Below are 23583 nucleotides of genomic sequence, written 5' to 3'. Positions count from 1 at the left end.
ACGAGATCGCCATGTATCCCAGCTCTTCCTCAACCCGCCCGCTGTTGCGCAACGGGGCCGCCTTGCTCCTGATCGCCGCTGCCACCATGTCCGCGGCCTACGCCAACACGCCGGCCACGCCGTCCGACCCATTGGAACCGGTGAACCGCGCGGTCTTCGCCTTCAACGACCATCTCGACCAATATGTGGCCGCGCCGATCGCCAAGGGCTACAAGGCCGTGACGCCCAGCCCCGTGCGCACCGCGGTGAGCAATGTCTACTCCAATCTCTCGGACGTCGGCAACTTCGCCAACAACCTGCTGCAGGGCAAGGGCGTGGCGGCTTCGGAAAGCCTGATGCGCGTGGCGATCAACTCCGTATTCGGCATCGGCGGCCTGATCGATATCGCGACGCCGGCGGGGCTGCAAAAGCACTCGCAGGACTTCGGCCTGACGCTCGGCGCGTGGGGCGTGCCGGCCGGGCCGTACGTTGTCCTGCCGCTGTTCGGGCCGAGCACGGGGCGCGACGGCGTCGGCCTGCTCGCGGACCATTGGCTGGCGCCCGTCAGCTACCTGGATCCCGCCTGGCGCAATAGCGCGACGGATACGGCCATCGTCAACGGGCGCACCAACGTGCTGGGCGCTACCGACCTGCTCTCGCTGGCTGCGCTCGACAAGTACACCTTCGTGCGCGATGCGTATCTGCAGCGCCGCAACTATCTGCTGAGCGACGGCAAGACCGAGCTGCCGGTCTATGACGATCCCGACGCCGGTTCGGCGCTTGCCGCCTCCACTTCCGAGCCGGTGCCGGAGCCGGGAACGGCCGCGGCGCCGGCGCCGGCACCGGCGCAGGGCGGCGACTGACCGGTGCGCGCCGGCCGGACATGAACCAGCGGGCCGCCGCACGGCGGCCGCCTTACCGGAGTGACGAAGATGGACCTGAAGAGTTGTGCAGCCATTGTGTGCGGATGGCTGGTGGTATGCGTGGGTTGTGGCTGGCTGACCGGCGCATTCGCGCAGTGGTTCTCGATGTCGTAAGGGCAGGCCTGACGACTGGCTATTGTCACGGCACAGACGAGTATCCCCGGCCGGAGGCTTTCCCGCGGCCGCATCCAGGCGCATGGTGCCGGCATTCGCTTTTCCCCACGCCCATGCTGCAATCACCTCGTATCAACCGCCCGAGGTCATCGCGGCGATGCTGCTGCCCGGCATTCAACTCGCGCGCAGGCAGCAGGTGCAGGCGGAATGACGGCGGTGCGCTCAGCGCGCCTTGTCTGCGGCCGGGGTGGTGGGGCGCCGCGCGGGCAGGTTGCGGACGATGCAGTCCACCGCCCGCGTGTCGGACTTGCCCTGCCCGAGCCCGCCGGTCACGGAGTCGCGGTACTGGGCCGGCGTGATGCGCTGGTAGTAGAGCCGCGAGGTCTGGTCCAGCCAGTAGACGTAGTCGCTGCCGCCCTGTGCGCCGTTGGTGCGCAGCCATTCGCTGACATTGTTGTCGCCGATCATCATGTTCGGGCATTCGCGCCGCAGGCCGTCCAGGTAGGCGTCGAAACCGCGCGCCTGGATGTTGTCGATGGCGTCCGGCGCGCAGGCGGCGCTCAGCAAGGCTGCACAGGCGGCGGCGAGCCTGGCGAAAGCAGGGAGGCAAGGTGCGGACATGGCGGTAGCAGGATTGTCTGCCATGCGTGAAGGGGTGGCGACGCCGCGGTTGCATGGGCAAGGATAAGCCGGCGTGCCGCCACCGTGGCTGCCTCGCGAAACTTTTCACATGGGGACCGGAAACGCTTGAATCGCCCGCCGGACCAGCCAGCAGGCCGGCTCGCAGCGCGCTCAAGAGCGCGGCTGCAGCTTGCGGTAGTGGTTGAAATGCCGGATCGCGCCGCGTGCATTGCCCAGTTCCTGGTGCAGGCGGGCCGCGTTGAAGTGCGCGTCGGCGAAGTCCGGCAGCTGGGCGATGCAGCGCTCGTAGCTGGCCAGCGCTTGGCGCGGGTGGCCGTCGTCCTCCAGCGCCACGGCCAGGTTGAAGTGGAGCAGCGGCTCTCCAGGCAGGTGCGCCAGCGCTTCGCGGTACAGCGTGATGGCGTCGGCGTAGCGGCCCGCGTCGCAGAGCATGCAGCCGAGGTTCAAGTAAGCGTCCAGGTAGCCGGGAAAGGCCGCGAGCGCCTGGCGGTATGCCGCCTCGGCTTCGGCGGGCGCGCCGGCCTCCAGTTCGCAGGCAGCCTCGAAGTGGTCCACGGCCGCCCTGGGACTGGCCTCGGGCGAGGCGGGCCGCTGCAGCGGCGCCACGCCGGCATCCGCCTCGGGCTCGAAATCCATCAGCAGCTGGCCCGAATCCACATGCCATTGCAGCCGGCCCTCGCGTGCGGCCACCTGGTTGCCCACCGCGATCACGCGCACGCCGGACAGCGGCTGCCCGTCGCCGCGCGACGCTTTCAGGTGTGCCAGCGAGCGCAGGATGCGCCGGCTCGGGATCTTGGCCGCGCGCAGCGAACGCGCGGTGCGCAGCATGACCACGTCGCGGAAGGTGAAGCGGAATTCGCGTCGCGCGCCGCGCGAAGGCGTGACGATGCCCGCGGCGATCAGCCGGGACGCGACGGCCCGGGAAATGCCGAGCATGGCCTGCACTTCCCGCAGGGTATAGGTGGGCATCCGCGCTACCTGTTCGCGCTACCTTCCGCGCTATTTCTTGGCCGCGGTGCGGCGGGCCGGGGCGGGCGCCGCGGGGGTGGCGCGCTTTGCGCTCTTGCGCTCCTTCGGCTCGGCGGTGGCTGCGGTGGCCGCGGCGCGCTTGCGCTGGCCGACGCTGGCGCGCAGCGCTGCCATCAGGTCGATCACTTCGGCGCCGCCGCCTTCGGCCGTGCGTTCCTCGGCCACCGTGATCTTCTTGCCGGCAATCTTCTTGTCGATGGCGGCCAGGATGCGCTCCTTCTCCTCGTCGACATAGGCCGACGAGTCGTAGCCGTCCACCGAGTTCTGCTCGATCAGTTGCTGGGCCAGCGCGAGCTCGGCCGGCTGCACGTCCGCCTTCTCCACATGCAGGTCGGTCATGGAGCGGACTTCATCGGCGTACAGCAACTGCTGCAGGATCAGCCCGTCTGCGCCCACGCGCACCTGCACCATGGCCTGCTTGCCTTTCCAGACCCAGCGCGCCAGCGCGCAGGTGCCGGTCTGCCGCATCGCTTCGGCCAGCAGGTTGTACGGCTTGGCGCCGCGCCGGTCCGGGCCGAGGTAGTAGGCCTTCTCGAAATAGATCGGGTCGATGGCGCCGGACGGCATGAACGAGACGATGTCGATGGTGTGCTGGGCCGTTGCGTCCAGCACTTCGAGCTCTTCCGGCTCGAACACCACGTAGTGGTCCTTCTCGAACTCGTAGCCCTTGACCATGTCGGCACGGTCCACCACGACGTCCTCGCGCAGGCAGACATATTGCTGCTTGAGCCGCGAGCCGCAGCCCTTGTGCAGCAGGTTGAAACTCACGCCGGCCTTGCTTTCCGTGGCGGAGTACACCTTGACCGGGATCGAGACGAGCCCGAAACTCAGCGAGAGAGAGGCGATGGAGCGCGCGGCCATGGCAGTCCCCTTGGGTCGGGAGCCGGTACGTGCGCCGTACCGGAACGATATCGTCCAGCTTATACCGTGCCCGCGCCGCGCGGGCACCGGGGCTGGAGCGCGCACTGCACATTGTGGCGAAAAATCCCTAAAGTTCTGCCGTCCCGCGTCGTTATCCAGTCGGACGAAACGGGCGAAGTCCATGACAACGGGGAGATAGAGCAATGATGTCTTTTGGCAACCTGAGCATCCGCGCGCGACTGGGCGCCGGCTTCGCGGTGGTGCTGGTGCTGATGGCGGCGGGGATCGCGGCGGGGCTGGGCAGCCTGCCGGATGCGTCGGGCGGTGACCTGGCGCAGGCGGTCGCATCCGCGCGGACCTGGATGTACGGGCTATGGGTGGTGGCGCTGCTGGCCGCCGCCGTCTTCACCTTCGGCATCGCGCGCGGGGTGGAGCAGCCGCTGGGCGAGGCGGTCTTCATTGCCGAGACGGTGGCCTCCGGCGACCTGAGCCAGGAGTTCGAGACCGAGCGCGGTGGCGAGTTCGGCCGCCTGCTGCGGGGCATGGGCGAGATGGAGGACATGCTGACCGACCTGGTCAGCCGCATCAAGGGTTCCACCGATTCCATCACGGATGCATCCAGGCAGATCGCGGTGGGCAACACCGATCTGTCCCAGCGCACGGAAGAACAGGCCGCCGCGCTGCAGGAAACCGCCTCGAGCATGGGCGAGCTGACCGCCATGGTCCGCCAGAACACCGAGCGCGCGCATGCGGCCAACGACCTTGCCGCCAATGCCTCCGAGATCGCGCAGCGCGGCGGCGCGGCGGTGGGCGAGGTGGTGCAGACCATGCAGGCGATCAGCGCCAGCTCGAAGAAAGTGGTGGACATCATCGACGTGATCGAGGGCATTGCGTTCCAGACCAATATCCTCGCGCTCAACGCGGCCGTGGAAGCCGCACGTGCCGGCGAACAGGGGCGCGGCTTTGCCGTGGTGGCGGGCGAGGTGCGCACGCTGGCGCAACGCAGCTCTTCCGCCGCCAAGGAAATCCGCGCGCTGATCGGCGACTCCGCCGACCAGGTGCGCAACGGTTCCGTGCGGGTGGAGCAGGCCGGCGAGACCATGCGCGAGATCGTGGCAGCGTCGCGCCAGGTGACCACCATCCTCAAGGAGATCTCGGTGGCTTCGGCGCAGCAGAGCAGCGGCATCGACCAGGTCAACCAGGCCGTGATGCAGATGGATTCGGTCACGCAGCAGAACGCGGCGCTGGTCGAGCAAGCCGCGGCCGCGTCGTCGGCGCTGGCAGAGCAGGCACAACAACTGCAGGCTGCGGTAGGCGAGTTCAAGCTCGACTGAGGCCGTACCGGGACGGGCCCGCGCGATGCGGGCCCGTTCGCGCAGCTTTGCACGTGGATTGAAATTTTTACCTGCCGCGCGGGCCGTTCGTGCCCGCCGCACTCCCGGGCCGCCGTGCCCGCCCGCCAGCCGGATCTCGCGCGCCTGAAGCGGCGCATGGCGCCGGTATTGCGCGCCACGGTCACTCTCCAGCCACTATCCTTGAACCGGGCATCGATGTTGCGAGCCATCCTGGTGCGACGAGTCACCGCGCGTGGCTAGCTCGTGACATGGCGCGTGCCCGGACGGACGTGTCGACGCGCCGCCACCGCGCGGCCACCGCGGCTATCGTGGCCGACCAAAGGAGTGCTCTATGACAAAAACCGTGAAAAGCAGATTGCTGGCGGGTCTCCTGCTAGCCTCCGGGCTGGTGGTCTGCGCGCAGGTCAGCGCGCAGCCCGGCCCCGAGCGCGGCTATCAGTACCAGGACAAGTCCGGTGAGGACCAGCGCCGCCCCGGTGGCCCGGGGCCCGGTGATGACCGCAACAACAACCGCATGACCCCGCAGCGCTGGCACAAGGGCGACCGGCTCCCGACGGAGTACCGCGACCGCCAGTACATGGTCGAGGACTGGCGCCAGTACAACCTCCCCGCGCCGCCGAAGGGACGCCACTGGGTGGGCGTCGGCGCGGACTTCTATCTGGTGGCGCCCAACGGCGCGATCATGGACATGGGACCGGGCGGCCGCTAGGCGGTCGATTCCTCTCGCCGGCGGTCCGGCGGCCCATGCCACCACGCTTGCCCCGCGCACGATGAACGTGTAGCCGGGCAAGCAGGCCGGCGCGCACCTTTTCTCGCACGCCGGCTTTCCGTTCGGCTTGCCTTGTCCCCCGCTTTTTTCCGTGTTTTTCCGTCTTTCCACGCCTTTTCCGCGCTTTTTTCCGCTTTCCATTGGCCTGCGTCAAAGCCGGTGCGACGCGCGCGCCAGGCCCTGGGCGCCGCGTTATTGCCGTGGCCTAGAATCAATCCAGCACCGGCCGGCGGCACGGCGCCCCCCGCTGCGTTTCCAGGTGTGTCTGGCGCCTGGATACCCGCAGCAGCGCGCGCCGTGCTCCGGCTGGTGCAGCGGTGCGCCGCATGGCGCGCCGCAAGCCGACGGGCCGGCCGCGCCGCGCGCTTGCGCGCGTGTTCCCGCCCGGGTTGTTCCCCCACAGAAAAAAGGAATAAAGATGTCAACTCGCCGTCATTTCCTGAAAGGCATCCCAATCGTCGCCGCCGCGGGCGCGTTGGGTTTTTCCGTATCGGCGCGCGCGCAGGGCAGCGGGCCCATGGTGGATGAAAAAGACCCGCAGGCTGTCGGACTCGGCTACAAGGCCGATACCACCAAGGTGGACAAGGCCAAGTACCCGAAGCACGAGGCCAGCCAGCATTGCGGCAACTGCCAGCTGTTCCAGGGCAAGGCGACCGATGCCAGCGGCGGCTGTCCGCTGTTCGCCGGCAAGCAGGTCGCCGGCAAGGGCTGGTGCAGCGCGTGGGCGAAGAAGGCCTGACCGGGTGCCTGGGCAGGGCCCGGTGAAGTCAGGCAGGCGGGCGCGCATCCAGGCGCGCCCGCCTGTTTTGCCTTTCAGCGGTCGACCGGCCAGAGGGGCCGGCGTATGCGGCGATAGGGCAGCGTGCGCAGGTCCAGCGCCACCGAGCCCGGCGCGTCCGCGTAGATGACCTTGCGCGCCACGCCCGCGAACGCGGCGTTGAAATGCTGCGCCGACTTGACCACGATCAGCGTCTTGTCCTCGAGCCGGCAGCCCAGCTGCGTGAACACATCGGTGTGCAGGGCCTGCGCGCGCAGCGTGATCAGCACGATCTCGATGCCGTCGGCCTCCACCAGCGCCGCGTTGCCCACCGGCGCCGGCGCTCCCGACAGGCCGGTCATGACCATGTCCGGCACCAGTGCCTTCACCGTGCAATCGAGATCGATCGGGTCGCCCGACATCGGGCTGACCTTGCCGCCGATGCGCAGCGGCAGCCGCGCGCCCGTGCCGGCGCTGAACGCGATGCGCACCGCCACCGGATCCCACAGCGGGCCCAGCGCCACGTTGCGCACGCCGCGCGCATGCAGCCGGCGCAGCAGGAAGGTGGCATCGCCAGCGCCGCCGCCGCCGGGGTTGTCGCCGGCATCGGCAATCACCACCGGCGTGGCGTCGGCGGCCAGCGCCTCGTCGATGGCTTCGTCCGGGCCGGGACAGGCCGGCATGAGCAGTTCACGCAGGCCGGCCAGCTCGGCGGCCAGGCGCTGCGCGAGCCGCTGCGCGGCGGCGCCGTCGCCGTCCGCGTAGACCAGCAGCCTGGTGCCCATGTCGGGCACGTCGCCCCAGGGGAATCCGTGCGCGACGGAGATCGAGAGGATGCCGTCACGGCCTTCGAGCGCCATCAGGCGGTCGACATAGCTGCGCGCCGGTTCCTGGTTGGTGCGGATGGTGACGATCATGCCGCAGTCGGCCACCGCCGCCACCGGCGCGATGCGCCCGGCCACCTGCGCCGCGCACAGGTCCACCAGTTCCAGCGCGCGCTCGCGGATATCGGTGTGCGGATATTCCTTGTAGGCCACCAGGATGTCCGCCTGCGCCACCATGGCCTCGGTGAGGTGGCTGTGTGGGTCGATCTCCGCGCCGATCACCACGCCGGGGCCGGCCAGCGCGCGCACGCGCGCCAGCAGGTCGCCCTCGCAGTCTTCATAGCCATCGGCCACCATGGCGCCGTGCAGGCCCAGCAATACCATGTCCACCGGCAGCGCGCGGCGCAGGTCCGCCAGCAGTTCGTCGCGCAGGGTCTCGTAGGCATGGCGCGTGGTCACGCCGCCCGGCTGCGCGCCGGCGGCCATGCCCTCGATCACTTCCCAGCCATGCTCGCGCGCGCGCTGGCGCGCGGCCCACAGCGGGCCGCTGAACACGGCCATCTCGGGCGGGTGCGTGCCGGCGGGATAGTAGCCGCGGTCGACGAAGGCTTCCAGCGAGGTGGGCAGCGGGGCGAAGGTGTTGGTCTCGGTGGCGAGCGAGCCGGTGAATACGCGCATGGTCACTCCGGGGTCGCGCCCGAGTTGCGCACCACCGCGCCCCACTTGGTGATTTCGGCGGCCACGTGCTGGCGCAGCGCATCGGGGCTACCGCCGCCAGGCGTGGCGACCATCGCGGCGAGCTTCTCGCGCGTGTCCTTCTCGGCCATGATCGCGTTGACCTCCTTGTTGAGCGTGTCGACGACGCCGGCCGGCGTGCCGGCGGGCACGAACAGCGCGTACCACGAGGTGACTTCATACCCCTTCAGGCCGCTGGCATCCACGGTGGGGATCTCCGGCGCGGACGGGTCCCTGGTGGCGCTGGTCACCCCGAGCGCGCGCAGCTTGCCGCTCTTGATCAGCGGGATGACCGACGGCGCGGTGTCGAACATCACCTGCACCTGGCCGGCCATCAGGTCGGTAAGCGCCGGCGCGCTGCCCTTGTACTGTACGTGCTCCATCTGGATGCCCGCCATCATCTTGAACAGTTCCGCGGACAAGCGCGTGGACGAGCCCGCGCCCGAGGAGGCGAAGAAGATCCCCTTCGGATGCGCCCTGGCATAGCTGATGAATTCCGCCACCGTGGTCGCCGGTACCGAAGGGTTCACCGCCATGATGTTGGGAAAGCGCGTGAGCAGCGCCACCGGCGCGAAGTCCTTCTGGAAATCGAACGGCAGTTTCTTGTACAGCGAGACATTGATGGTGCTGGCGTTGGAGCCCAGCAGGATGGTGTAGCCATCGGCGGGCGCGCGCGCCACGCCGGCGGCGGCGATATTGCTGGCGGCGCCGGGCCGGTTCTCGACCACGAAACTCTGCCCGAGCCGCTCGGACAGCCGGTTGGCGACCAGCCTGGCCACGGCATCGGAGGAGCCGCCCGGCGCATAGCCCACCACGATCTTGACCGGCTTGTTCGGGTACGCGCCGTCCGGCGGGGCCGCGCTTGCCGGTTGCGCGCAGAACATGCCGAGGGCCGTGGCGGCCAGGAGGGAAGCAAAGGGTTTCATGAGTGTGGGTGCGAGGAGTTCGTGGCCACTGATTATTCGCAATTCCGGTGTCCTGAATCAATGTAAGCTATCCGGAATTTTGTTGCCTATTTGGCAACGATCGGGCGGCGGCGGACCGGCCCTTGACAGCCCCGGACAGCCCCGGACAGCAGCAACGAAGAGACGCACGGAAAACGAAGTGAACCAGGAGGGAAGCGATGGAGGGAGGGCTGAGCGCGCGGCGCCTGCAGTATTTCTTCGAGGCGGTGACCGCCGGCTCGGTGCGCGGCGCGGCCGAACGGCTGGGCGTGGAGCCATCCATCGTCAGCCGGCAGATCCAGTTGCTGGAGTCCGAACTGGGCGTGGCCCTGCTCGAGCGCAAGGGCAGGGGCATCGTGCCTACCGAGATGGCCTCGATCGTGATGGACCATTACCGGGACCGCCAGGCCAGCGAGCAGGCGATGATGGCGCGGCTCGACGAGGTCAACGGCCTGCAGCGCGGCGATATCCACATCGTCGCCAGCGAAGGGTTTGTCGATATCCTGATGGGCGGGGTGGTGGACGCGTTCTGCCGCGAGTTTCCCGGCGTGCGCGTCTCGCTGCGCGTGGCCGGCGCATCGGACGCGGTGCGCGCCGTGGCGCATGACGATGCGCATATCGGCGTGGTGTTCGGGCCGCCGGCCGATCCTGCCGTGCGCGTGGTCAGCGCGCGCAACCATCCGCTGTGCGTGATCGCCTGGCCGGATCATCCGCTTGCGCGCCAGCGCAGGCGCGCCACGCTCAAGGATGTGGCGCGCTACCCGGTGGCGCTGATGGCGCCAGGGTTCGGCCTGCGCCAGCTGATCCAGATGGCGGAGCTGTCCGAGAACATCGTGTTGACGCCGAGCTTCGTCGCCAACTCCATCGTGACGCTCAAGCGCTACGTGGAATGCCGGCTCGGGCTGACCTTCACCTCGGCGAATTCGGTGGTGAAGGAGGTCGCCCGCGGCGAGCTGGTCGCGCTGCGCACCAGCAATCCGATCTTCGAAGCCGCGCAGTCGCGCTTGCTCGTGCGGGCCAACCGGCCGCCAACCAGCGCGATGCGCGCGATACTCGCGCGCATCGAGGCGTCGGCCCTGTTCGACGGCGGCGGGCGGGCGCCCCGGGCTGGCGTCTAGTCCGGCGTCCAGGTCTTCAGGTCGGTCATCCTGGCTGGCGTGGCGGTCGATGCGGCGACGCCGCTGCCGTTGCCGCCCGATGGCGCCACTGCCGCGCTCGACGTGCCGGCCCCGGGCGAGGGGGCGGCGCCGGTTGTCGGTCCGCTGGTTGCCGGTCCGCTGTTTGCCGGTCCGCTCTTCGATGCGGTCGCGGCGCCATATCCGCTGACGCCGGCGCCGCCGTCCCGCTGCACGCGGATGCTGTTCTGCACCTCGGTCACGCCGAACACATGGTCGGCCAGGTCCTCGATATCGTATTTCTCGCTGCGGCTGCGCACGATCCCGCTCAGCGTGGCCACGCCTGCGGTCACCTCCACGCCGACCTGGCTGACATCCACGCCGCGCGCGTAGGCGAGCTGCTCGCAGATGGCTTCCCGGATGCGCTCGTCGCTGCGCTGGTAGCCCTTGGGGCCCATGCGCCGGGTCGGGGCCTGGCCTTCGCGCCGGGCTTCACGCTCATCGGAGCGGTCGCTGTCGTTGCCGAAGACTTCGCCCACCACCTCGCCTATGCGGCGGCCGAGGTTGTAGAGCGCGCCGTGCTCCTGCCCGCCGTCGCGGAAATCCTCGCGCGGGTCGTCGCGCTCGCCGCGATATCCGCGACGCGGATCGTCATGGTATGCGTCGCCATATTCGTCACGGGATGGCCGGCCATATGCATCGCCGCGCTTGCCGCCGGACTCGCCATACCCGCCGCCTGCCCCGCCGCTTGCCCCGCGGCCATATTCGCCGCCATACCCGCCGGCGTACTCGTCGCCACGCTGGTTGCCGTAGGCACCCCGGTACGGCATCGTGTACCCGTGGCCTTGCCGCTCGCCTTCCGGCGCGTTGCCATAGCCGCCGCGCTCGCCGCGCCCGCCGATATCGCTGAAGTAGCCGCGTGCGGCGTGCCGGCGCATGTCTTCATAAGGCCGGTCGACCTCGCGCAGCCACTCCTGGTCGCGGTTGCCGGATCCGTAGCTCTCGCCCAGCCGCCAGGCCTCCTCGTCGGCGCGGTCGTACTGGCCGTTGAGGCCATAGCGCAGGTCGCTGCGGTATTCGCCGCGGCGCTGGTCTGCCCGCTCGGACGGGTGGTCCGGATAGCTGTCGCGCCCGTATTCGCGCCCGTACTCCTGCCTTTGTTCGCGCCCGTAGCTGCGTTCGTCGCGGGCCGCTCCGCCGTCGCTCAGTTGTCCGGGCGCCAGGCGCTGGCGGCGGCGTTGCGCTTGCCAGTCGTCGGCATCGGATTCGGGCTGCCGTGCATCGCGGTCCGTGCCGCCCTGCTCGTAGCCGCGCCAGGCCTGGCCGCGGCGATAGCGTTCGTTGTAGCGGTCGTCCATGCTTGTCTCCTAGTGTCGGGTTGGCCATGGGCGCGCAAACGACGCGCGCCGCACGGGAACTCCAGAAGAGGCGCAAGAAACGTACCGCCGCCGCGTGGGTGCGGGGCAGGCCACAGGCGCGGGCTGCGGGCGCGCGCGCAAGGCGCGCGAGTGCCTGTACCGGCGGGGGAGATTGGAAGCATTGGCGGGTGCTTGTGTAAATCCTGCGCGATGGCGTGCGCGGATTCGGGCGGGCGATGTGCCTGCCCGGACACCCGGCCGATCGTCAGTGCTGCGATTCGACCTGGCGCTCGGCTTGCCGGCCGCGGCGCACGCTATGGTCGTGCAAGGTGGCTTTCATGCGCAGCAGCGAGGCCGTGAGCGCGGTGCGCTCTTCGCTGCTGAACGGCGCCACCGAGACCGAATGCAGCGCTTTCAGTGCGCTGTAGACGCGGTCTACGCGGGGCAGGGCGGTGGCCGGGACGAAGGGCTGGCCGGCCGGGTCGAAGGCAATCCAGCCATCGGCCTGCAGCGCGCCGAGCATGGGTTCGGATTGCGTGACGGAAATCAGCATCAGCCCGAAATAGGGCGCATGGCGCACGAATTCTTCCTGGCGTATCGCGCGCAGCAGGATCCATCCTGGATAATCGAGACCGACTTCGGAAAGGGTCTGGTCGAGCGCACCCTGCCACTCACGCACGCTCTCCATCAAGGCAAGAAGCACGGACTCAGTCGGTTCTAGAGCCTTAGGCCGCATTGATTTGTCTCCTGTCTTTGGGCATTGCCGCAGACCAGCGCCGGTGCTTGGCCGGCCCGGGCGGCGCGGGAACGCGGCGCTCCTCCTCCCCCCGCGTTTCCTGCGGATGCGACATTAGCAGACAATGATGACAATGGCGCAATCGAGTGCCCGCGTGACGGGCCAAAAAAGGCACGACACTGCGCTTGGCGCACTAAACCAAGGGAAAATCCCAAGCCCGGGCTTGTGCCTGCGGGCTTCACCGCGCCGCGGCGCGGATGTGCCTTCGATCACGCGGGCGCTCAGATTTCGAGCACCAGGCCGGGATCGAACTTCGGATTCTCCAGCTTGCCCTCGCGCGCATAGCCGCGCGGGTTGCACACCACGCGGGTGGCGCCCACCCGATAGTCGAAGCTGTCATGGGTATGGCCATGCACCCACAGCGCGGGCTGCCATGCCTCGATCTCGCGGCTCAGGTCGGAGACAAAGCAGGCGTTGAGCGCGGAACCGGCGAACTGCGGGCTGATGCTCTGCGGGGATGGCGCGAAGTGCGTGATGACCACGGTCTTGCCATCGTGGCCGGCCGCGAAACGCTCGCGCAGCCAGGCCACCGATTCGCGGAACAGGGCCTGGGAAACCGCCGGCGTGAAGCGGTCCTCGAAATCCGGCGCGATACGGATGCGCGAAAAGTCCCGCATCAGCGTCTGGGCGTCGCGCAGCCCTTCCTCGCGCTGCTGTGCGGACGCGAACAGGCTGTAGTCGGACCACAGGGTGCAGCCGAGGAAGCGCACGCCGCCGTGATGCCACTCCGAGCGCTCCAGCACCCGCACGCGCGTGCCGGCCGCGCCTGCGCGCAGGGCGTCCATGGTGGTGGCGAGGTCGCCGCCGTAGAACTCGTGGTTGCCGGCCACGTACAGCGTGGGCACGGGGGCGGCGGCGGCCCAGGCCATGGCTTCCCTGGGGCGCCAGATATCACCGGCCAGCACCATCACATCGACATCCGGGGTGGGGTAGTCCATCGGATGGACGGATAGGTGCAGGTCCGATACCAGGCCAATCTTCACTGGGGTCTCCTTGGTGGCGTTTTTCTTGGGTGTCTCGCTGGGACGCATTATGCCGTTCCGGCGCTAGGTGCGACGGGGCAGGGCGAGCGCGCCTTCAGCAGATATTCGCGTTTTCCCTTATCGTGTCGGCTTGCCGCGGCCTTTGGCCGGTCCAGCGCTGAACCGCGGTCCATGTATCAGACATGGTGGGCGGATGGCGCGCGATGCGCGCGCGCCGCGTCCGAAGCGGTCACGGGCAGAGACAGTGTCGAATTTAGCGGATTCCAACCTCGCAGCGCGCGCAGCGGACGCGCGCATGACATCGATTGAGCGCCGCGGCATGGCCGCCATCCTGCTGGCGGTGTCGCTCGCCACGCTGGATACGGCGATCGCCAACACGGCGCTGCCGGCCATCGCGGCCGACCTGCACGCCACGCCGGCGGCCTCGGTCTGGATCATCAACGCCTACCAGCTCGCGATGGTGGCGACGCTGCTGCCGTTCGCGGCGCTGGGCGGCATCGTCGGGCACCGGCGCGTCTACCTGGGCGGGCTGGTCCTGTTCATCGGCGCCTCGGTGGTATGCGCGCTGGCGTGGTCGCTGCCCACGCTGGCGGCGGCGCGCCTGCTGCAGGGCGTGGGCGCGAGCGCCATCATGAGCGTGAACGCGGCGCTGATCAGCGCGATCTTCCCGCCGCACCGCCTCGGGCGCGGGGTGGGGCTGAACGCGCTGGTGGTGGGGGTGTCGTTCGCGGTGGGACCCACGGTGGCGTCGATCATCCTGTCGCTGGGGCCGTGGCCGTGGCTGTTCGCGGTGAACCTGCCGATCGGCCTGCTGGCGCTGTTCATCGCGTGGCCGTCGCTGCCGCACACCGCGCGCGGCAAGCACCGCTTCGACCGCGTGGCGGCGGGGCTCAACGTGGTCACCTTCGCGGCGCTGATCTTCGCGCTGGGCGAGGGGGCGCAGCGCGCGCCCGTGGGCCAGTCGCTGGCGGCGGTGGCGGTGTTCGCCGTGGCCTTCGTGCTGCTGTTGCGCCGCGAGCGCGGCCACCCCGCGCCGATGCTGCCGGTGGACCTGATGAAGCGGCCGATGTTCGCGCTGTCGACCATGACGGCGATCTGCTCGTTCGCGGCGCAGGGGCTGGCCTTTGTCTCGCTGCCGTTCTTCTTCGAGAGCGTGCTGGGCCGCAGCCCGATCGAAACCGGATTCCTGATGACGCCGTGGTCCGCCGTGGTGGCGCTGATGGCGCCGCTTGCCGGGCGCTTGTCGGACCGCTATCCGCCGGGTCTGCTCGGCGGCGTGGGGCTGGCGGTGATGAGCGCGGGCATGGCGTCGCTGGCCTTGATGCCGGCGCATCCGAGCGCGCTCGATATCGGCATCCGCATGGCGATCTGCGGCGCGGGCTTCGGCTTCTTCCAGTCGCCCAACCTCAAGGCGCTGATGTCGAGCGCGCCGCGCGAGCGCGCTGGCGGCGCCAGCGGCGTGATCGCCACCGCGCGCCTGCTGGGCCAGGCCACCGGCGCGGCGCTGGTGGCGCTGAGCTTCGGCATTGCCGGGCGCCACGGCCCCACGCTGGCGCTGGGGCTGGGCGCGGGCTTCGCTGGCGTAGCGAGCATTGCCAGCGGCCTGCGGCTGATCACGCGCGATCCCGGCACGGCGAAGGCGTAGCCGGCCCGCGGGCCGGCCGCCGCAGTCTGCTCAGAACCCGACGGGTGCGTGCGGCACGTAGGGCGCTTCGAGCGCCTTGATCTCGTCGGCGGTGAGGCCGAGCGACAATGCGGCCACCGCATCTTCCAGATGGTGCGGCCTGGATGCGCCGACGATGGGCGAGGTGATGCCCGGTTTCTGCAGCACCCACGCCAGCGCCACCTGGGCGGCGGGCACGCCGCGCGCCTGCGCGATGGCATGCACCTGCTCCACCACGGCACGGTCCGAGTCCTCGGCGCCGTGGTAGAGCGTATTGCCGAATTCGTCGCTCGCTTCGCGCGCGCTGCCGGCCTGCCAGGGGCGCGTCAGGCGGCCGCGCGCCAGCGGGCTCCACGGCATCACCGCGATCCCCTCGGCCGCGCACAGCGGCAGCATCTCGCGTTCTTCTTCCCGGTTGAGCAGGTTGACATGGTTCTGCATGCTGACGAACTGCGTCCAGCCGTGCAGGCGCGAAGTGTAGATGGCGCGCGAGAACCGCCAGGCGAACATCGATGACGCGCCGATATAGCGGACCTTGCCGGCCTTGACCACGTCGTGCAGCGCTTCCAGCGTTTCCTCGATCGGCGTGTTCGGGTCCCAGCGGTGGATCTGGTAGAGGTCGACGTAGTCGGTGCCAAGCCGGCGCAGGCTGTTGTCGATCTCGGCCAGGATGGCGCGGCGCGACAGGCCGGCGCCGTTGGGGCCGGCGCGCATGCGCCCTTGCACCTTGGTGGCGATCACCACGTCGTCGCGATGGGCGAAGTCCTTGAGCGCGCGGCCCACGATCTCTTCCGAGGTGCCGTCCGAGTAGACATTGGCGGTGTCGAAGAAGTTGATGCCGGCTTCCAGCGCCTGGCGGATCAGCGGGCGGCTGGCTTCCTCGCCCAGCGTCCACGGATGTTTGCCGCGCTCGGGCACGCCATAGGTCATGCAACCCAGGCAAAGCCGCGATACCTTCAGTCCTGTCGAGCCAAACCGCACGTAGTCCATCTTGCCACTCCTTGCCGTTGATCGATGCCATGGATGCCGGCCAGCCCGCGCGGCCGCCGACGCACCCCCGGATGGTATGCGAATCCCCGCATGCCTGCAGGCGGCCGCACGGCGCCCGGGCGATGGCGTCCCCCGGCGCTTTTTCCTCGCGCCGTTGCGGCGTTCCATGGCGTCGTGCATCCGGGCGCATGCCGCGAGAGTAGAATCTCGCCACATTTTTCCGCCCGGCGGAACAACGGATGCACGGAAGACGGGACACAGGGATGGGGAACATGACTCAGGGCAACGCTGGCGCCGGGACGGCCGGCATGGGCGCGGGCGCCGCGCACACCGCGGACATGGCGCACGCCGCGCGCAGCGAGCGGGAACAGGATGCCTATGCACGCAAGGCGGTCATCGCCTCGGCGGTCGGCTACGCGCTGGATGGCTTCGACCTGCTGATCCTCGGCTTCATCCTCAGCGCGGTCTCCGCCGGGCTGGGGCTGACCAGCACCCAGGCGGGCTCGCTGGTGACCTGGACCCTGGTGGGCGCGGTCGCCGGCGGCATCTTCTTCGGCATCCTGAGCGACTATGTGGGGCGGGTGAAGGTGCTGACCTGGACCATCCTGCTGTTCGCCGCCTTCACCGGCCTGTGCGCGCTGGCCCAGGGCTACTGGGACCTGCTGGCCTACCGCACCATCGCCGGCTTCGGCCTGGGCGGCGAGTTCGGCATCGGCATGGCGCTGGCCACCGAAGCCTGCCGGCCTGGCCAGCGGGCGCGTGTCTCTTCCTATGTCGGGCTGGGGTGGCAGGCGGGCGTGCTGGCCGCGGCGCTGCTCACCCCGGTGCTGCTGCCGCATATCGGCTGGCGCGGCATGTTTGCCGTGGGCGTGCTGCCGGCGCTGGCATCCTTCGTGGTGCGGCGCTTTATCGGCGAGCCCGAGGTCTTCGTGCAGGGCAGCAAGGCGCCGCGCAAAGGCAACCCCCTCAAGATGCTGGTGGCCGATGCCGCCACGGCGCGCGCCAGCCTCGGCGTGGTGATCCTGTGCTCGGTGCAGAACTTCGGCTACTACGGGCTGATGATCTGGATGCCGACCTACCTCTCCAGGCAGTTCAACTACTCGCTGACCAAGTCGGCGCTGTGGACGTCGGTGACCATCGTCGGCATGGCGATCGGCATCTGGGTCTTCGGCCAGCTTGCCGACCGCATCGGCCGCCGGCCTACCTTCCTGATCTACCAGGCCGGGTCGGTGGTCATGGTGCTGGTCTACTCGCAACTGGTCTCGCCGTACGCGCTGCTGTTTGGCGGGGCGGTGATGGGGCTGTTCGTCAACGGCATGATCGGCGGCTACGGGGCGCTGATCTCCGAGCTTTACCCGACACAGGCGCGGGCGACCGCCCAGAACGTGCTGTTCAATATCGGGCGTGGCGTGGGCGGCTTCGGCCCGCTGGCGGTGGGAGCGCTGGCGGCCAGCTATTCGTTCGATACCGCAATCGCCGTGCTGGCTTCGATCTATGTGCTGGATATCGTCGCCACGCTGTTCCTGATTCCCGAGCGCAAGGGCGCGGTGCTGGCGTGAAGGGCCGGGGCGCGGCGCGCGTGCAATGCCTTGTCCGCCGCATCCCTGGTCTATACTTGTCAGCATGCTAACAATTTGGTGAGTGGAATGTCTGCAACGAAACGCCAAGCGCCGCGCCCGGCAGCCCAGGCCGAGGCACCGGCCTCACCCGACGCCGATCCGGCCAAGGAGCTCCTGTGGGCACGCCCTGGCTTCCTGGTGCGCCGCCTGCACCAGATCCATGTGGCGATGTTTTTCGAGGAGTGCAAGTCGGCGAGCATCACGCCGGTGCAGTACGCCATCCTGACGGTATTGTCCGTGCTGCCCGGACTGGACCAGACCGCGCTCGGCCAGGAAGTGGGGTTCGACCGCACCACCACCGCCGATGTCGTGCGCCGGCTGGAAGAGCGCGGCCTGCTCGAGCGCAAGGACAATCCGGCCGACCGGCGTACCCGCCACGTGCACCTGACCAAGGAAGGGCAGGCCGTGGTGGCGTCGCTGCGCGCGGACATGGAGCGCGCGCAGGAGCGCATGCTGGCGCCGCTGCGCCCGGCGCAGCGCAAGGTGTTCATGGAGTTGCTGTCCACGCTGGTGGAAGCCAACAACGACTACAGCCGCACGGTGCTGCGCATCTTGTGATGCGCGGCCCGGCGGCCGCGGCTTCGTTGCCGGCCCGGGCAGGGTGGTCTAGACCGGGTACACCAGGTCGTTGGCGATGATGGTGGTGTCGTAGATGACCTGGCGTTCGGCCAGCAGCAGCCCGTCGCCGGCGCGGGCGAAGCGGTCGTGGTAGCTGCCCGCCATGTGGATGGTGGTGGCGCCTTCGACCAGCGTCTGCAGCAACAGGAAGCTGGCCTGGGCGTGGATCGAGCCATCGGCGCTTTCGTCGGTGACGCGTGTATTGGTGACCAGGTGCAGCATATAGCGCGGGGCGAACATCTGGGTGCGGGAGATGGCCACTGCGCGGTCGTGCATCATGCGCCGGCCTTCGGCGTAGACCAGGCCGACCGGCATGTCGAGTTCCGCGTTCTCCCTCGAGGTGACGCGGTAGATGCAGTCCTCGGTGAAGAAGTCCGGCCACGACTCCACCAGGCCGGCGTCGAGCACGGCGCAGTATTCGGCGTGGAAGGCTTCGACCTCCATGCGCAGGGGCAGGGCGCGCGCGGCGGGCAGCGTGCGGGGGCGGTAGAGCGTATGCGTCGTCGGTGTCATGGTGCTCAGAATCCCATCACGCTGCGGTAGTACTGGTACATGGCGCGGATCGCGGATTCCGAGATCAGCGAGTTGGCGGTGCCCACGTGGCCCGGGTCCAGCTTGAGCACGTTGACGTCGCTGCTGGAGCGGCGCACGCCTTCCTGCACGAACTTCATCGCCTCGTTGTCCTCCAGCCCCAGGAAGCCGGCCGGGCCCATCAGGTTGCCCTGGCGCAGGCGGTGGCGGGTCATTTCCTCGGTGTCGTCCTCATAGCCGAACATGGTCCACAGCATCAGCATGCTGTCCGGGCCGTTGGGCACGATCTGGCGCACGCCCAGCGTGTTCATCTCGCGTTGCACGACCAGGTTGGGCCAGATGGTCTGCATCGTCACCGACCACGGCGAATCGAACTCCTTCACGTACTCCAGGAAGCGGTCGTCCTGCAGGCGCATGCCTTCGTGGAAGGAGCGCATTTCCTTCTTGTTCTCCTCGCTCACCGCGGCGTACTTGTCTTCCTTCTTGGCCGAGGCCATGGTGCCGTGGCGGCCGTGCACCGGATCCGCGATCATGGCCGACTCGTTGCCGGCCACCAGCAGGCCGAACACCACCAGGAAGGAGTGCAGCAACGTGGCGTGGTACGGGTCCTTCAGGTTCTCGTGGTACATCTTCCAGTTGCACGGCAGCTCGTTCTTGTAATACCCGAGTATCTTGAGCGGCTTGCCGTTGAAGACCACGTCGAAGTCCTTGCGGATCTCCGGCGTGAGGTATTCCTCGATGCTCTCCATGTCGCTGGCGTACGAGGCGAAGATCACGCCGTTGCGCGTGGTCACGTTGAGCTTGACCAGGCCGTGGTCCTCGTTGCGGAAATCCTTGGGCATGCCGCCGGCGCGGTTCACGCCGCGCTTGAACGGCACGCCCTGCAGGTTGCCCTTGAGATCGTAGGACCACTGGTGGTACGGGCAGACGAATTCCTTGGCGTTGCCCTGGCCATGGCGGCAGAATTCCGCGCCGCGGTGGGCGCAGCGGTTCTCGAAGACATTGATCGAGCCATCCTCGGCGCGCGCCACCACCACCGGCGTTGGCCCCACGTAGGAGCGCTTGAAGTCGCCCGCGGCGGGGATCTCGGCTTCCAGGGCGACGAAGTTCCACGAACGGCCGCGGAAGATCTTCTCCAGTTCGCGGTCGTACACGGCGTTGCTGGTGTACACCCAGTCCGGGATGAAGTGCAGGGCGTCGTCGGGCCATCGGCAGGCGGCCAGTTCGGCATCCTTGGCGCGCGGCGTGCGGTTGATGACCGCATGGGTCTGGTACATGTCTGTTCCTCGTTCAGGATGGGGTTTGGCACGCAGGCGCGGCGGTGGCTTCGCGCACCGCCTGCTTCAGGGGCAGGGTGGTGTCGCAGAGCCGCGCGATATCGCAGGCGGCGCGCGTATCGATCAGGCTGCGCAATTGCCTCAGGTCGCCGCCCGCGTTGACGGCGATGGCATGGCGCAGTCGCGCGCCATCCATGCCAAGCAGCAAGAATTTGTCGTGCTCCGCCGAGGTGCTGCCGCGCAGGGTGTAGTGCAGGTCCGGTGCGAAGGCGCCCAGCATCTGGATATTGCAGCCGAGCTGGTCGGTCCAGAACCAGGGCACGGCGGGCGGCGCGGTGTCCACGCCGAGCATGGCCGCCGCCGCGATGCGGGCCTGCTCGTTGGCGTTCTGCCACGACTCCAGCCGCATCTCCTGGCCGAACAGCGGCTGGTACTGGCTGGCGCAGTCGCCGGCGGCGAACACGCCATGCGCGCTGGTGCGGCACCGGGCGTCGACCCGGATGCCGCCGTTGGTGGCGTGGAGCGCCAGGCCGGCGGCCTGCGCCAGGGCAACTTCGGGCTGCAGGCCGATGGCCACCACCGCCAGCGGTGCCTGCAGGGCGCTGCCGTCCGCCAGCGCCACGCTGACCTGCTGCGCGCCGGTCTGCACCGAGGCGATCGCGCTGCCGAGGCGCAGGTCGATGCCCAAGGCGCGGGCGCGCTCCGCCAGCCAGGCAGAGAACACTGCCGGCACCGCGCGCTGCAGCAGCAGCGCAGCGGCTTCGATCACCGTGACCTGCAGGCCCAGGGCGCGCGCGGTGGAGGCCGTCTCCAGCCCCAGGAAGCCGCCGCCGATCACCAGCAGGCGGCCGCCGGCATGGGCCGCGGCACGCATGGCCGTGCGCAGGCCGCGCGCATCGCCGAGCGAGCGCAGGTAGTGCACGCGCGGCGTGCCTTCGGGCAGGGCGGGCAGGGTGCGGGCGCGCCCGCCGGTGGCCAGCAGGCAGCGGCTGAAGCGGATCGATCCGCCGTCGGCGAGGTGGGCGGTGCCGGTGGCGGGATCGAGCGCGGCAATCGTGGTGCCCAGGCGCAGGTCGATGCCCTGCTCGGCGTAGAAGCCCGCGGCATGCACGCCGATGCGGGCGTCCTGCTCCTCGTCCGCCAGCACGGCTTTCGACAGCGGCGGCCGCTCATAGGGTGCGTGCGCCTCGCCGCCGGCCATGACGATGCCGCCGGCATGGCCCAGCGCGCGCAGCGCGGCAGCCGCGGTGGCGCCAGCCTGGCCGGCGCCGATGATGAGGATGGGGGCGTCGTGTGACATGGCCGCGGGCCTCAGGCTGCCACCAGGACATCGACCATCACGTCGGCGCCTTCGATCCTGACCGGGTAGACGCGGATCGGCTGCGTGGCGGGCGCGCACATGGCCTGGCCGGTGCGGATATCGAAGCGGGCCTGGTGCAGCGGGCATTCGATGCAGCCGTCTTCCAGGTAGCCGTCGGACAGCAGGGCGTACTGGTGGGTGCAGACGTTGTCGGTGACGAAGAACTCGCCTTCGCTGCGGTAGAGGGCCAACTGGGCGTCGCCGAGCGTGAGCGGCATCACTTCGTCGTCCTGAAGCTGGCCGGTGGTGGCAATCTTGGTCCAAGCCATGATGCATCTCCTTTGTTCAGTACACTGAGTATTTATATTCAGTGTACTGATTTAAATTGGCAACTGAATCAGCGTAAACCCTTGGCTAGCCCTCGGGCGTGCCGGCGGAGGCGGAAGCGGCATGGAACGGCGTGTTGCCGCCTGGCGCGCGCGGCCGCGCGGCAGCCGCGCGCCGTGCGAACAAGGCCTGCACTTCGCCCATCACGCCGCGCCGGAAGGTCAGCACGCACACCACGAAGATCAGCCCGGTGACCATGCTGACCGATTCGCCGAGCGTGTTGAACCAGTCCACGCCTGTCAGCGCGGCCAGGCCGCTGCCGAAGTCGCCCAGCTTGTTCTCCACCGCGACGATCACCAGCGCGCCAAGCACCGGCCCGGACAAAGTGCCCATGCCGCCGACCAGCGTCATCAGGATGACCGAGCCCGACATGGCCCAGTGCACATCGGTCAGGGTGGCAAAGCCGAGCACCAGCGTCTTGAGCGCGCCGGCCAGTCCGGCCAGCGCCGACGACAGCACGAAGGCCAGCAGCTTGACGCGGTCGGTGTCGTAGCCAAGCGAGATGGCGCGCGGCTCGTTTTCCTTGATGGCGCGCAGCACCTGCCCGAACGGCGAGTTGACCACGCGCGCGATCAGGGCCAGCGCGGCTACCGTGACGGCCGCCGCCACGTAGTACATGGAAAGGTCGTTGTCGAGCGGCAGCAGGCCGAACAGGCGGCCGCGTGGCACGCCTTGCAGGCCGTCCTCGCCGCCGGTGACCGGCGCCTGCAGGCAGAAGAAGTAGAACATCTGCGCCAGCGCCAGCGTGATCATGGCGAAGTAGATGCCCTGGCGCCGGATCGCCAGCGCGCCGAAGGCCAGGCCGAGCAGCGCGCCGAACGCGGTGCCGGCCAGCAGGCCCAGCTCCGGCGTGACCTGCAGCGATTTCATGAGGTAGCCGCAGGCATAAGCCGCGCCGCCGAAGAAGGCGGCGTGGCCGAACGACAGCAGGCCGGTGAAGCCCAGCAGCAGGTTGAAGGCGCAGGCAAACAGCGCGAAGCACATCAGCTTCATCGCCAGTACGGGGTAGGCGCCGAGGAAGGGCGCCAGCGCCACGGCCGCCAGCAGCGCGGCCAGGACCAGTCTTGCGCGTGAATCGTTGCTCATCATTTTTCCTTTCCGAACAGGCCGGCGGGGCGCACCATCAGCACGCACACCATGGCGACGAAGACGACGGTGGCCGAAGCCTCCGGATAGAACACCTTGGCCAGCCCTTCGAGCACGCCCAGGCCCAGGCCGGTGAAGATCGAGCCGAGGATCGAGCCCATGCCGCCGATCACCACGACGGCAAAGACCGTGATGATCAGGTTCTGCCCCATCAGCGGCGACACCTGCATCACCGGTGCCGCCAGCACGCCGGCAAAGGCGGCCAGCCCCACGCCGAAGGCGTAGGTCAGCGTCACCAGCAAGGGCACGTTGATGCCGAATGCCTCCACCATGCGCGGGTTTTCGGTGCCGGCGCGCAGGTAGGCGCCCAGGCGTGTCTTCTCGATCACGAACCAGGTGGCGAAGCACACCGCCAGCGAGGCCAGCACCACCCAGGCGCGGTAGTTGGGCAACACCATGAAGCCGAGGTCGCTGGCGCCGCCGAGCGCGTCCGGCGTGGCGTACGACAGGCCGGACACGCCGTAGCCGGAGCGCACCAGTCCCTCGATCAGCAGCGCGATGCCCAGCGTGAGCAGCAGGCCGTAGAGGTGGTCGAAGCGATAGAGCCGGCGCAGCATGGTGCGTTCCAGCGCCACGCCGAGCGCGCCGGTGACGAGCGGGGCGAGCAGCAGCATCAGCCAGTAGTTCAGCCCGAGGTATTGCAGCCCGGCCCAGGCCAGCATCGCGCCCAGCATGAACAGGGCGCCGTGGGCGAAGTTGATGACGTTGAGCAGGCCGAAGATCACGGCCAGGCCCAGGCTGAGGATGGCGTAGAACGAGCCGTTGACGAGGCCGAGCAGCAACTGGCTCAGCAGCGCGGGCATGGGAATGCCAAGTAATTCCATAAGGGGTCTTCCTGGGGAGCTTGTATCGGGGAGGGCGAGGCGGC

At 68.9% G+C, this 23583-nt stretch carries 24 protein-coding genes; 9 read left to right on the top strand and 15 right to left on the bottom strand.

What is annotated here, in order from left to right; all coding sequences use genetic code 11:
* The first annotated feature begins 11 nt into the window (after positions 1 to 11).
* The gene (locus tag AB4Z48_RS29565) at positions 12 to 842 is read left to right on the top strand and encodes an MlaA family lipoprotein (RefSeq protein WP_441620573.1); all 831 of its coding nucleotides are present in this window, start codon (positions 12 to 14) and stop codon (positions 840 to 842) included.
* A gap of 256 nt (positions 843 to 1098) precedes the next feature.
* On the top strand, positions 1099 to 1227 hold the full coding sequence (locus AB4Z48_RS29560; protein ID WP_441620571.1) for a hypothetical protein: 129 nt from the start codon (positions 1099 to 1101) through the stop codon (positions 1225 to 1227).
* Positions 1228 to 1238: 11 nt separating this feature from the next.
* Here the strand turns inward: AB4Z48_RS29560 and AB4Z48_RS29555 are convergent, their stop codons facing one another.
* The 3 genes from AB4Z48_RS29555 to ku all read right to left on the bottom strand — a co-directional run bounded on the left by AB4Z48_RS29555 (position 1239) and on the right by ku (position 3548).
* On the bottom strand, positions 1239 to 1637 hold the full coding sequence (locus AB4Z48_RS29555; RefSeq protein WP_441620569.1) for a hypothetical protein: 399 nt from the start codon (positions 1635 to 1637) through the stop codon (positions 1239 to 1241).
* 171 nt (positions 1638 to 1808) lie between these two features.
* On the bottom strand, positions 1809 to 2627 hold the full coding sequence (locus tag AB4Z48_RS29550; RefSeq protein ID WP_441620567.1) for a tetratricopeptide repeat protein: 819 nt from the start codon (positions 2625 to 2627) through the stop codon (positions 1809 to 1811).
* A 30-nt stretch (positions 2628 to 2657) separates the two neighbouring features.
* The gene (ku, locus tag AB4Z48_RS29545; protein WP_441620565.1) at positions 2658 to 3548 is read right to left on the bottom strand and encodes a non-homologous end joining protein Ku; all 891 of its coding nucleotides are present in this window, start codon (positions 3546 to 3548) and stop codon (positions 2658 to 2660) included.
* 203 nt (positions 3549 to 3751) lie between these two features.
* Between ku and AB4Z48_RS29540 the strand changes: the two genes are divergently transcribed.
* From AB4Z48_RS29540 to AB4Z48_RS29530, 3 genes are all read left to right on the top strand, one after another.
* The gene (locus AB4Z48_RS29540) at positions 3752 to 4882 is read left to right on the top strand and encodes a methyl-accepting chemotaxis protein (RefSeq protein WP_441620563.1); all 1131 of its coding nucleotides are present in this window, start codon (positions 3752 to 3754) and stop codon (positions 4880 to 4882) included.
* Positions 4883 to 5246: 364 nt separating this feature from the next.
* Positions 5247 to 5612 carry an RcnB family protein gene (locus AB4Z48_RS29535; protein WP_441620562.1) on the top strand — a complete coding sequence of 122 codons (366 nt, stop codon included), beginning with the start codon at positions 5247 to 5249 and terminating at the stop codon, positions 5610 to 5612.
* 478 nt (positions 5613 to 6090) lie between these two features.
* On the top strand, positions 6091 to 6411 hold the full coding sequence (locus AB4Z48_RS29530) for a high-potential iron-sulfur protein (RefSeq protein ID WP_441620560.1): 321 nt from the start codon (positions 6091 to 6093) through the stop codon (positions 6409 to 6411).
* A gap of 74 nt (positions 6412 to 6485) precedes the next feature.
* On the opposite strand, the gene AB4Z48_RS29525 is transcribed toward AB4Z48_RS29530, so the two are convergent.
* Positions 6486 to 7931 carry a M81 family metallopeptidase gene (locus AB4Z48_RS29525; protein ID WP_441620558.1) on the bottom strand — a complete coding sequence of 482 codons (1446 nt, stop codon included), beginning with the start codon at positions 7929 to 7931 and terminating at the stop codon, positions 6486 to 6488.
* 2 nt (positions 7932 to 7933) lie between these two features.
* Entirely contained in the window at positions 7934 to 8914 is a 981-nt protein-coding gene (locus tag AB4Z48_RS29520) for a tripartite tricarboxylate transporter substrate binding protein (RefSeq protein ID WP_441620556.1), read from the bottom strand.
* Between the two features lie 197 nt (positions 8915 to 9111).
* Here AB4Z48_RS29520 and AB4Z48_RS29515 point away from each other — a divergent pair, with 197 nt between their 5' ends.
* Complete coding sequence (locus AB4Z48_RS29515) at positions 9112 to 10050, top strand: LysR family transcriptional regulator (RefSeq protein ID WP_441620554.1); 939 nt, start codon at positions 9112 to 9114, stop codon at positions 10048 to 10050.
* Here AB4Z48_RS29515 and AB4Z48_RS29510 read toward each other — a convergent pair.
* The 3 genes from AB4Z48_RS29510 to AB4Z48_RS29500 form a co-directional block, all read right to left on the bottom strand.
* Positions 10047 to 11405, bottom strand: a complete 1359-nt coding sequence (locus AB4Z48_RS29510) for a BON domain-containing protein (RefSeq protein WP_441620552.1) — start codon at positions 11403 to 11405, stop codon at positions 10047 to 10049. The two genes, AB4Z48_RS29515 and AB4Z48_RS29510, sit on opposite strands and share 4 nt — an antisense overlap.
* A 265-nt stretch (positions 11406 to 11670) precedes the next feature.
* A complete protein-coding gene (locus AB4Z48_RS29505; protein ID WP_441620550.1) occupies positions 11671 to 12084 on the bottom strand; it encodes a MarR family transcriptional regulator in 414 nt (137 codons plus the stop codon).
* 338 nt (positions 12085 to 12422) lie between these two features.
* Positions 12423 to 13184 (bottom strand): metallophosphoesterase, encoded by a 762-nt coding sequence (locus AB4Z48_RS29500; RefSeq protein WP_441620548.1) that lies wholly within the window; start codon positions 13182 to 13184, stop codon positions 12423 to 12425.
* Positions 13185 to 13479: 295 nt separating this feature from the next.
* On the opposite strand from AB4Z48_RS29500, the gene AB4Z48_RS29495 reads away from it, so the two are divergent.
* On the top strand, positions 13480 to 14829 hold the full coding sequence (locus AB4Z48_RS29495) for an MFS transporter (protein ID WP_441620546.1): 1350 nt from the start codon (positions 13480 to 13482) through the stop codon (positions 14827 to 14829).
* A 30-nt stretch (positions 14830 to 14859) separates the two neighbouring features.
* On the opposite strand, the gene AB4Z48_RS29490 is transcribed toward AB4Z48_RS29495, so the two are convergent.
* On the bottom strand, positions 14860 to 15837 hold the full coding sequence (locus tag AB4Z48_RS29490; RefSeq protein ID WP_441620544.1) for an aldo/keto reductase: 978 nt from the start codon (positions 15835 to 15837) through the stop codon (positions 14860 to 14862).
* A 338-nt stretch (positions 15838 to 16175) separates the two neighbouring features.
* Between AB4Z48_RS29490 and AB4Z48_RS29485 the strand changes: the two genes are divergently transcribed.
* Positions 16176 to 17396, top strand: coding sequence for an MFS transporter (locus AB4Z48_RS29485; protein WP_441620650.1), 1221 nt, complete (start codon positions 16176 to 16178; stop codon positions 17394 to 17396).
* Positions 17397 to 17483: 87 nt separating this feature from the next.
* Positions 17484 to 18014 (top strand): MarR family winged helix-turn-helix transcriptional regulator, encoded by a 531-nt coding sequence (locus AB4Z48_RS29480; RefSeq protein ID WP_441620542.1) that lies wholly within the window; start codon positions 17484 to 17486, stop codon positions 18012 to 18014.
* Between the two features lie 48 nt (positions 18015 to 18062).
* On the opposite strand, the gene AB4Z48_RS29475 is transcribed toward AB4Z48_RS29480, so the two are convergent.
* From AB4Z48_RS29475 to AB4Z48_RS29450, 6 genes are all read right to left on the bottom strand, one after another.
* A complete protein-coding gene (locus AB4Z48_RS29475) occupies positions 18063 to 18587 on the bottom strand; it encodes an aromatic-ring-hydroxylating dioxygenase subunit beta (RefSeq protein WP_441620540.1) in 525 nt (174 codons plus the stop codon).
* A 5-nt stretch (positions 18588 to 18592) separates the two neighbouring features.
* Positions 18593 to 19882, bottom strand: a complete 1290-nt coding sequence (locus AB4Z48_RS29470; protein ID WP_441620538.1) for an aromatic ring-hydroxylating dioxygenase subunit alpha — start codon at positions 19880 to 19882, stop codon at positions 18593 to 18595.
* Between the two features lie 13 nt (positions 19883 to 19895).
* The gene (locus tag AB4Z48_RS29465; protein WP_441620536.1) at positions 19896 to 21182 is read right to left on the bottom strand and encodes an NAD(P)/FAD-dependent oxidoreductase; all 1287 of its coding nucleotides are present in this window, start codon (positions 21180 to 21182) and stop codon (positions 19896 to 19898) included.
* A gap of 11 nt (positions 21183 to 21193) precedes the next feature.
* Positions 21194 to 21511, bottom strand: a complete 318-nt coding sequence (locus tag AB4Z48_RS29460) for a non-heme iron oxygenase ferredoxin subunit (protein ID WP_441620534.1) — start codon at positions 21509 to 21511, stop codon at positions 21194 to 21196.
* Between the two features lie 85 nt (positions 21512 to 21596).
* A complete protein-coding gene (locus tag AB4Z48_RS29455) occupies positions 21597 to 22655 on the bottom strand; it encodes a branched-chain amino acid ABC transporter permease (protein WP_441620532.1) in 1059 nt (352 codons plus the stop codon).
* The gene (locus AB4Z48_RS29450; protein WP_441620530.1) at positions 22655 to 23539 is read right to left on the bottom strand and encodes a branched-chain amino acid ABC transporter permease; all 885 of its coding nucleotides are present in this window, start codon (positions 23537 to 23539) and stop codon (positions 22655 to 22657) included. Before AB4Z48_RS29450 ends, AB4Z48_RS29455 begins: the two co-directional genes overlap by 1 nt.
* Between the last annotated feature and the right edge of the window lie 44 nt (positions 23540 to 23583).

This window comes from Cupriavidus sp. 2TAF22, assembly GCF_052115045.1.
Taxonomy (GTDB): domain Bacteria; phylum Pseudomonadota; class Gammaproteobacteria; order Burkholderiales; family Burkholderiaceae; genus Cupriavidus.
The sequence above is the reverse complement of the archived record's forward strand: the minus strand, read 5'-3'. Positions and strand labels throughout refer to the sequence as shown.

What these genes read in the sequence shown, in the direction of transcription:
- AB4Z48_RS29555 (WP_441620569.1), bottom strand. Translation starts at nt 1,637, where the DNA reads ATGTCCGCACCTTGCCTCCCTGCTTTCGCCAGGCTCGCCGCCGCCTGT.
- AB4Z48_RS29525 (WP_441620558.1), bottom strand. Translation starts at nt 7,931, where the DNA reads ATGCGCGTATTCACCGGCTCGCTCGCCACCGAGACCAACACCTTCGCC.
- AB4Z48_RS29465 (WP_441620536.1), bottom strand. Translation starts at nt 21,182, where the DNA reads ATGTCACACGACGCCCCCATCCTCATCATCGGCGCCGGCCAGGCTGGC.
- AB4Z48_RS29455 (WP_441620532.1), bottom strand. Translation starts at nt 22,655, where the DNA reads ATGAGCAACGATTCACGCGCAAGACTGGTCCTGGCCGCGCTGCTGGCG.
- AB4Z48_RS29560 (WP_441620571.1), top strand. Translation starts at nt 1,099, where the DNA reads ATGGTGCCGGCATTCGCTTTTCCCCACGCCCATGCTGCAATCACCTCG.
- AB4Z48_RS29475 (WP_441620540.1), bottom strand. Translation starts at nt 18,587, where the DNA reads ATGACACCGACGACGCATACGCTCTACCGCCCCCGCACGCTGCCCGCC.
- ku (WP_441620565.1), bottom strand. Translation starts at nt 3,548, where the DNA reads ATGGCCGCGCGCTCCATCGCCTCTCTCTCGCTGAGTTTCGGGCTCGTC.
- AB4Z48_RS29550 (WP_441620567.1), bottom strand. Translation starts at nt 2,627, where the DNA reads ATGCCCACCTATACCCTGCGGGAAGTGCAGGCCATGCTCGGCATTTCC.
- AB4Z48_RS29460 (WP_441620534.1), bottom strand. Translation starts at nt 21,511, where the DNA reads ATGGCTTGGACCAAGATTGCCACCACCGGCCAGCTTCAGGACGACGAA.
- AB4Z48_RS29565 (WP_441620573.1), top strand. Translation starts at nt 12, where the DNA reads ATGTATCCCAGCTCTTCCTCAACCCGCCCGCTGTTGCGCAACGGGGCC.
- AB4Z48_RS29450 (WP_441620530.1), bottom strand. Translation starts at nt 23,539, where the DNA reads ATGGAATTACTTGGCATTCCCATGCCCGCGCTGCTGAGCCAGTTGCTG.
- AB4Z48_RS29515 (WP_441620554.1), top strand. Translation starts at nt 9,112, where the DNA reads ATGGAGGGAGGGCTGAGCGCGCGGCGCCTGCAGTATTTCTTCGAGGCG.
- AB4Z48_RS29485 (WP_441620650.1), top strand. Translation starts at nt 16,176, where the DNA reads ATGGCGCACGCCGCGCGCAGCGAGCGGGAACAGGATGCCTATGCACGC.
- AB4Z48_RS29530 (WP_441620560.1), top strand. Translation starts at nt 6,091, where the DNA reads ATGTCAACTCGCCGTCATTTCCTGAAAGGCATCCCAATCGTCGCCGCC.
- AB4Z48_RS29540 (WP_441620563.1), top strand. Translation starts at nt 3,752, where the DNA reads ATGATGTCTTTTGGCAACCTGAGCATCCGCGCGCGACTGGGCGCCGGC.
- AB4Z48_RS29490 (WP_441620544.1), bottom strand. Translation starts at nt 15,837, where the DNA reads ATGGACTACGTGCGGTTTGGCTCGACAGGACTGAAGGTATCGCGGCTT.
- AB4Z48_RS29495 (WP_441620546.1), top strand. Translation starts at nt 13,480, where the DNA reads ATGACATCGATTGAGCGCCGCGGCATGGCCGCCATCCTGCTGGCGGTG.
- AB4Z48_RS29470 (WP_441620538.1), bottom strand. Translation starts at nt 19,882, where the DNA reads ATGTACCAGACCCATGCGGTCATCAACCGCACGCCGCGCGCCAAGGAT.
- AB4Z48_RS29480 (WP_441620542.1), top strand. Translation starts at nt 17,484, where the DNA reads ATGTCTGCAACGAAACGCCAAGCGCCGCGCCCGGCAGCCCAGGCCGAG.
- AB4Z48_RS29510 (WP_441620552.1), bottom strand. Translation starts at nt 11,405, where the DNA reads ATGGACGACCGCTACAACGAACGCTATCGCCGCGGCCAGGCCTGGCGC.
- AB4Z48_RS29520 (WP_441620556.1), bottom strand. Translation starts at nt 8,914, where the DNA reads ATGAAACCCTTTGCTTCCCTCCTGGCCGCCACGGCCCTCGGCATGTTC.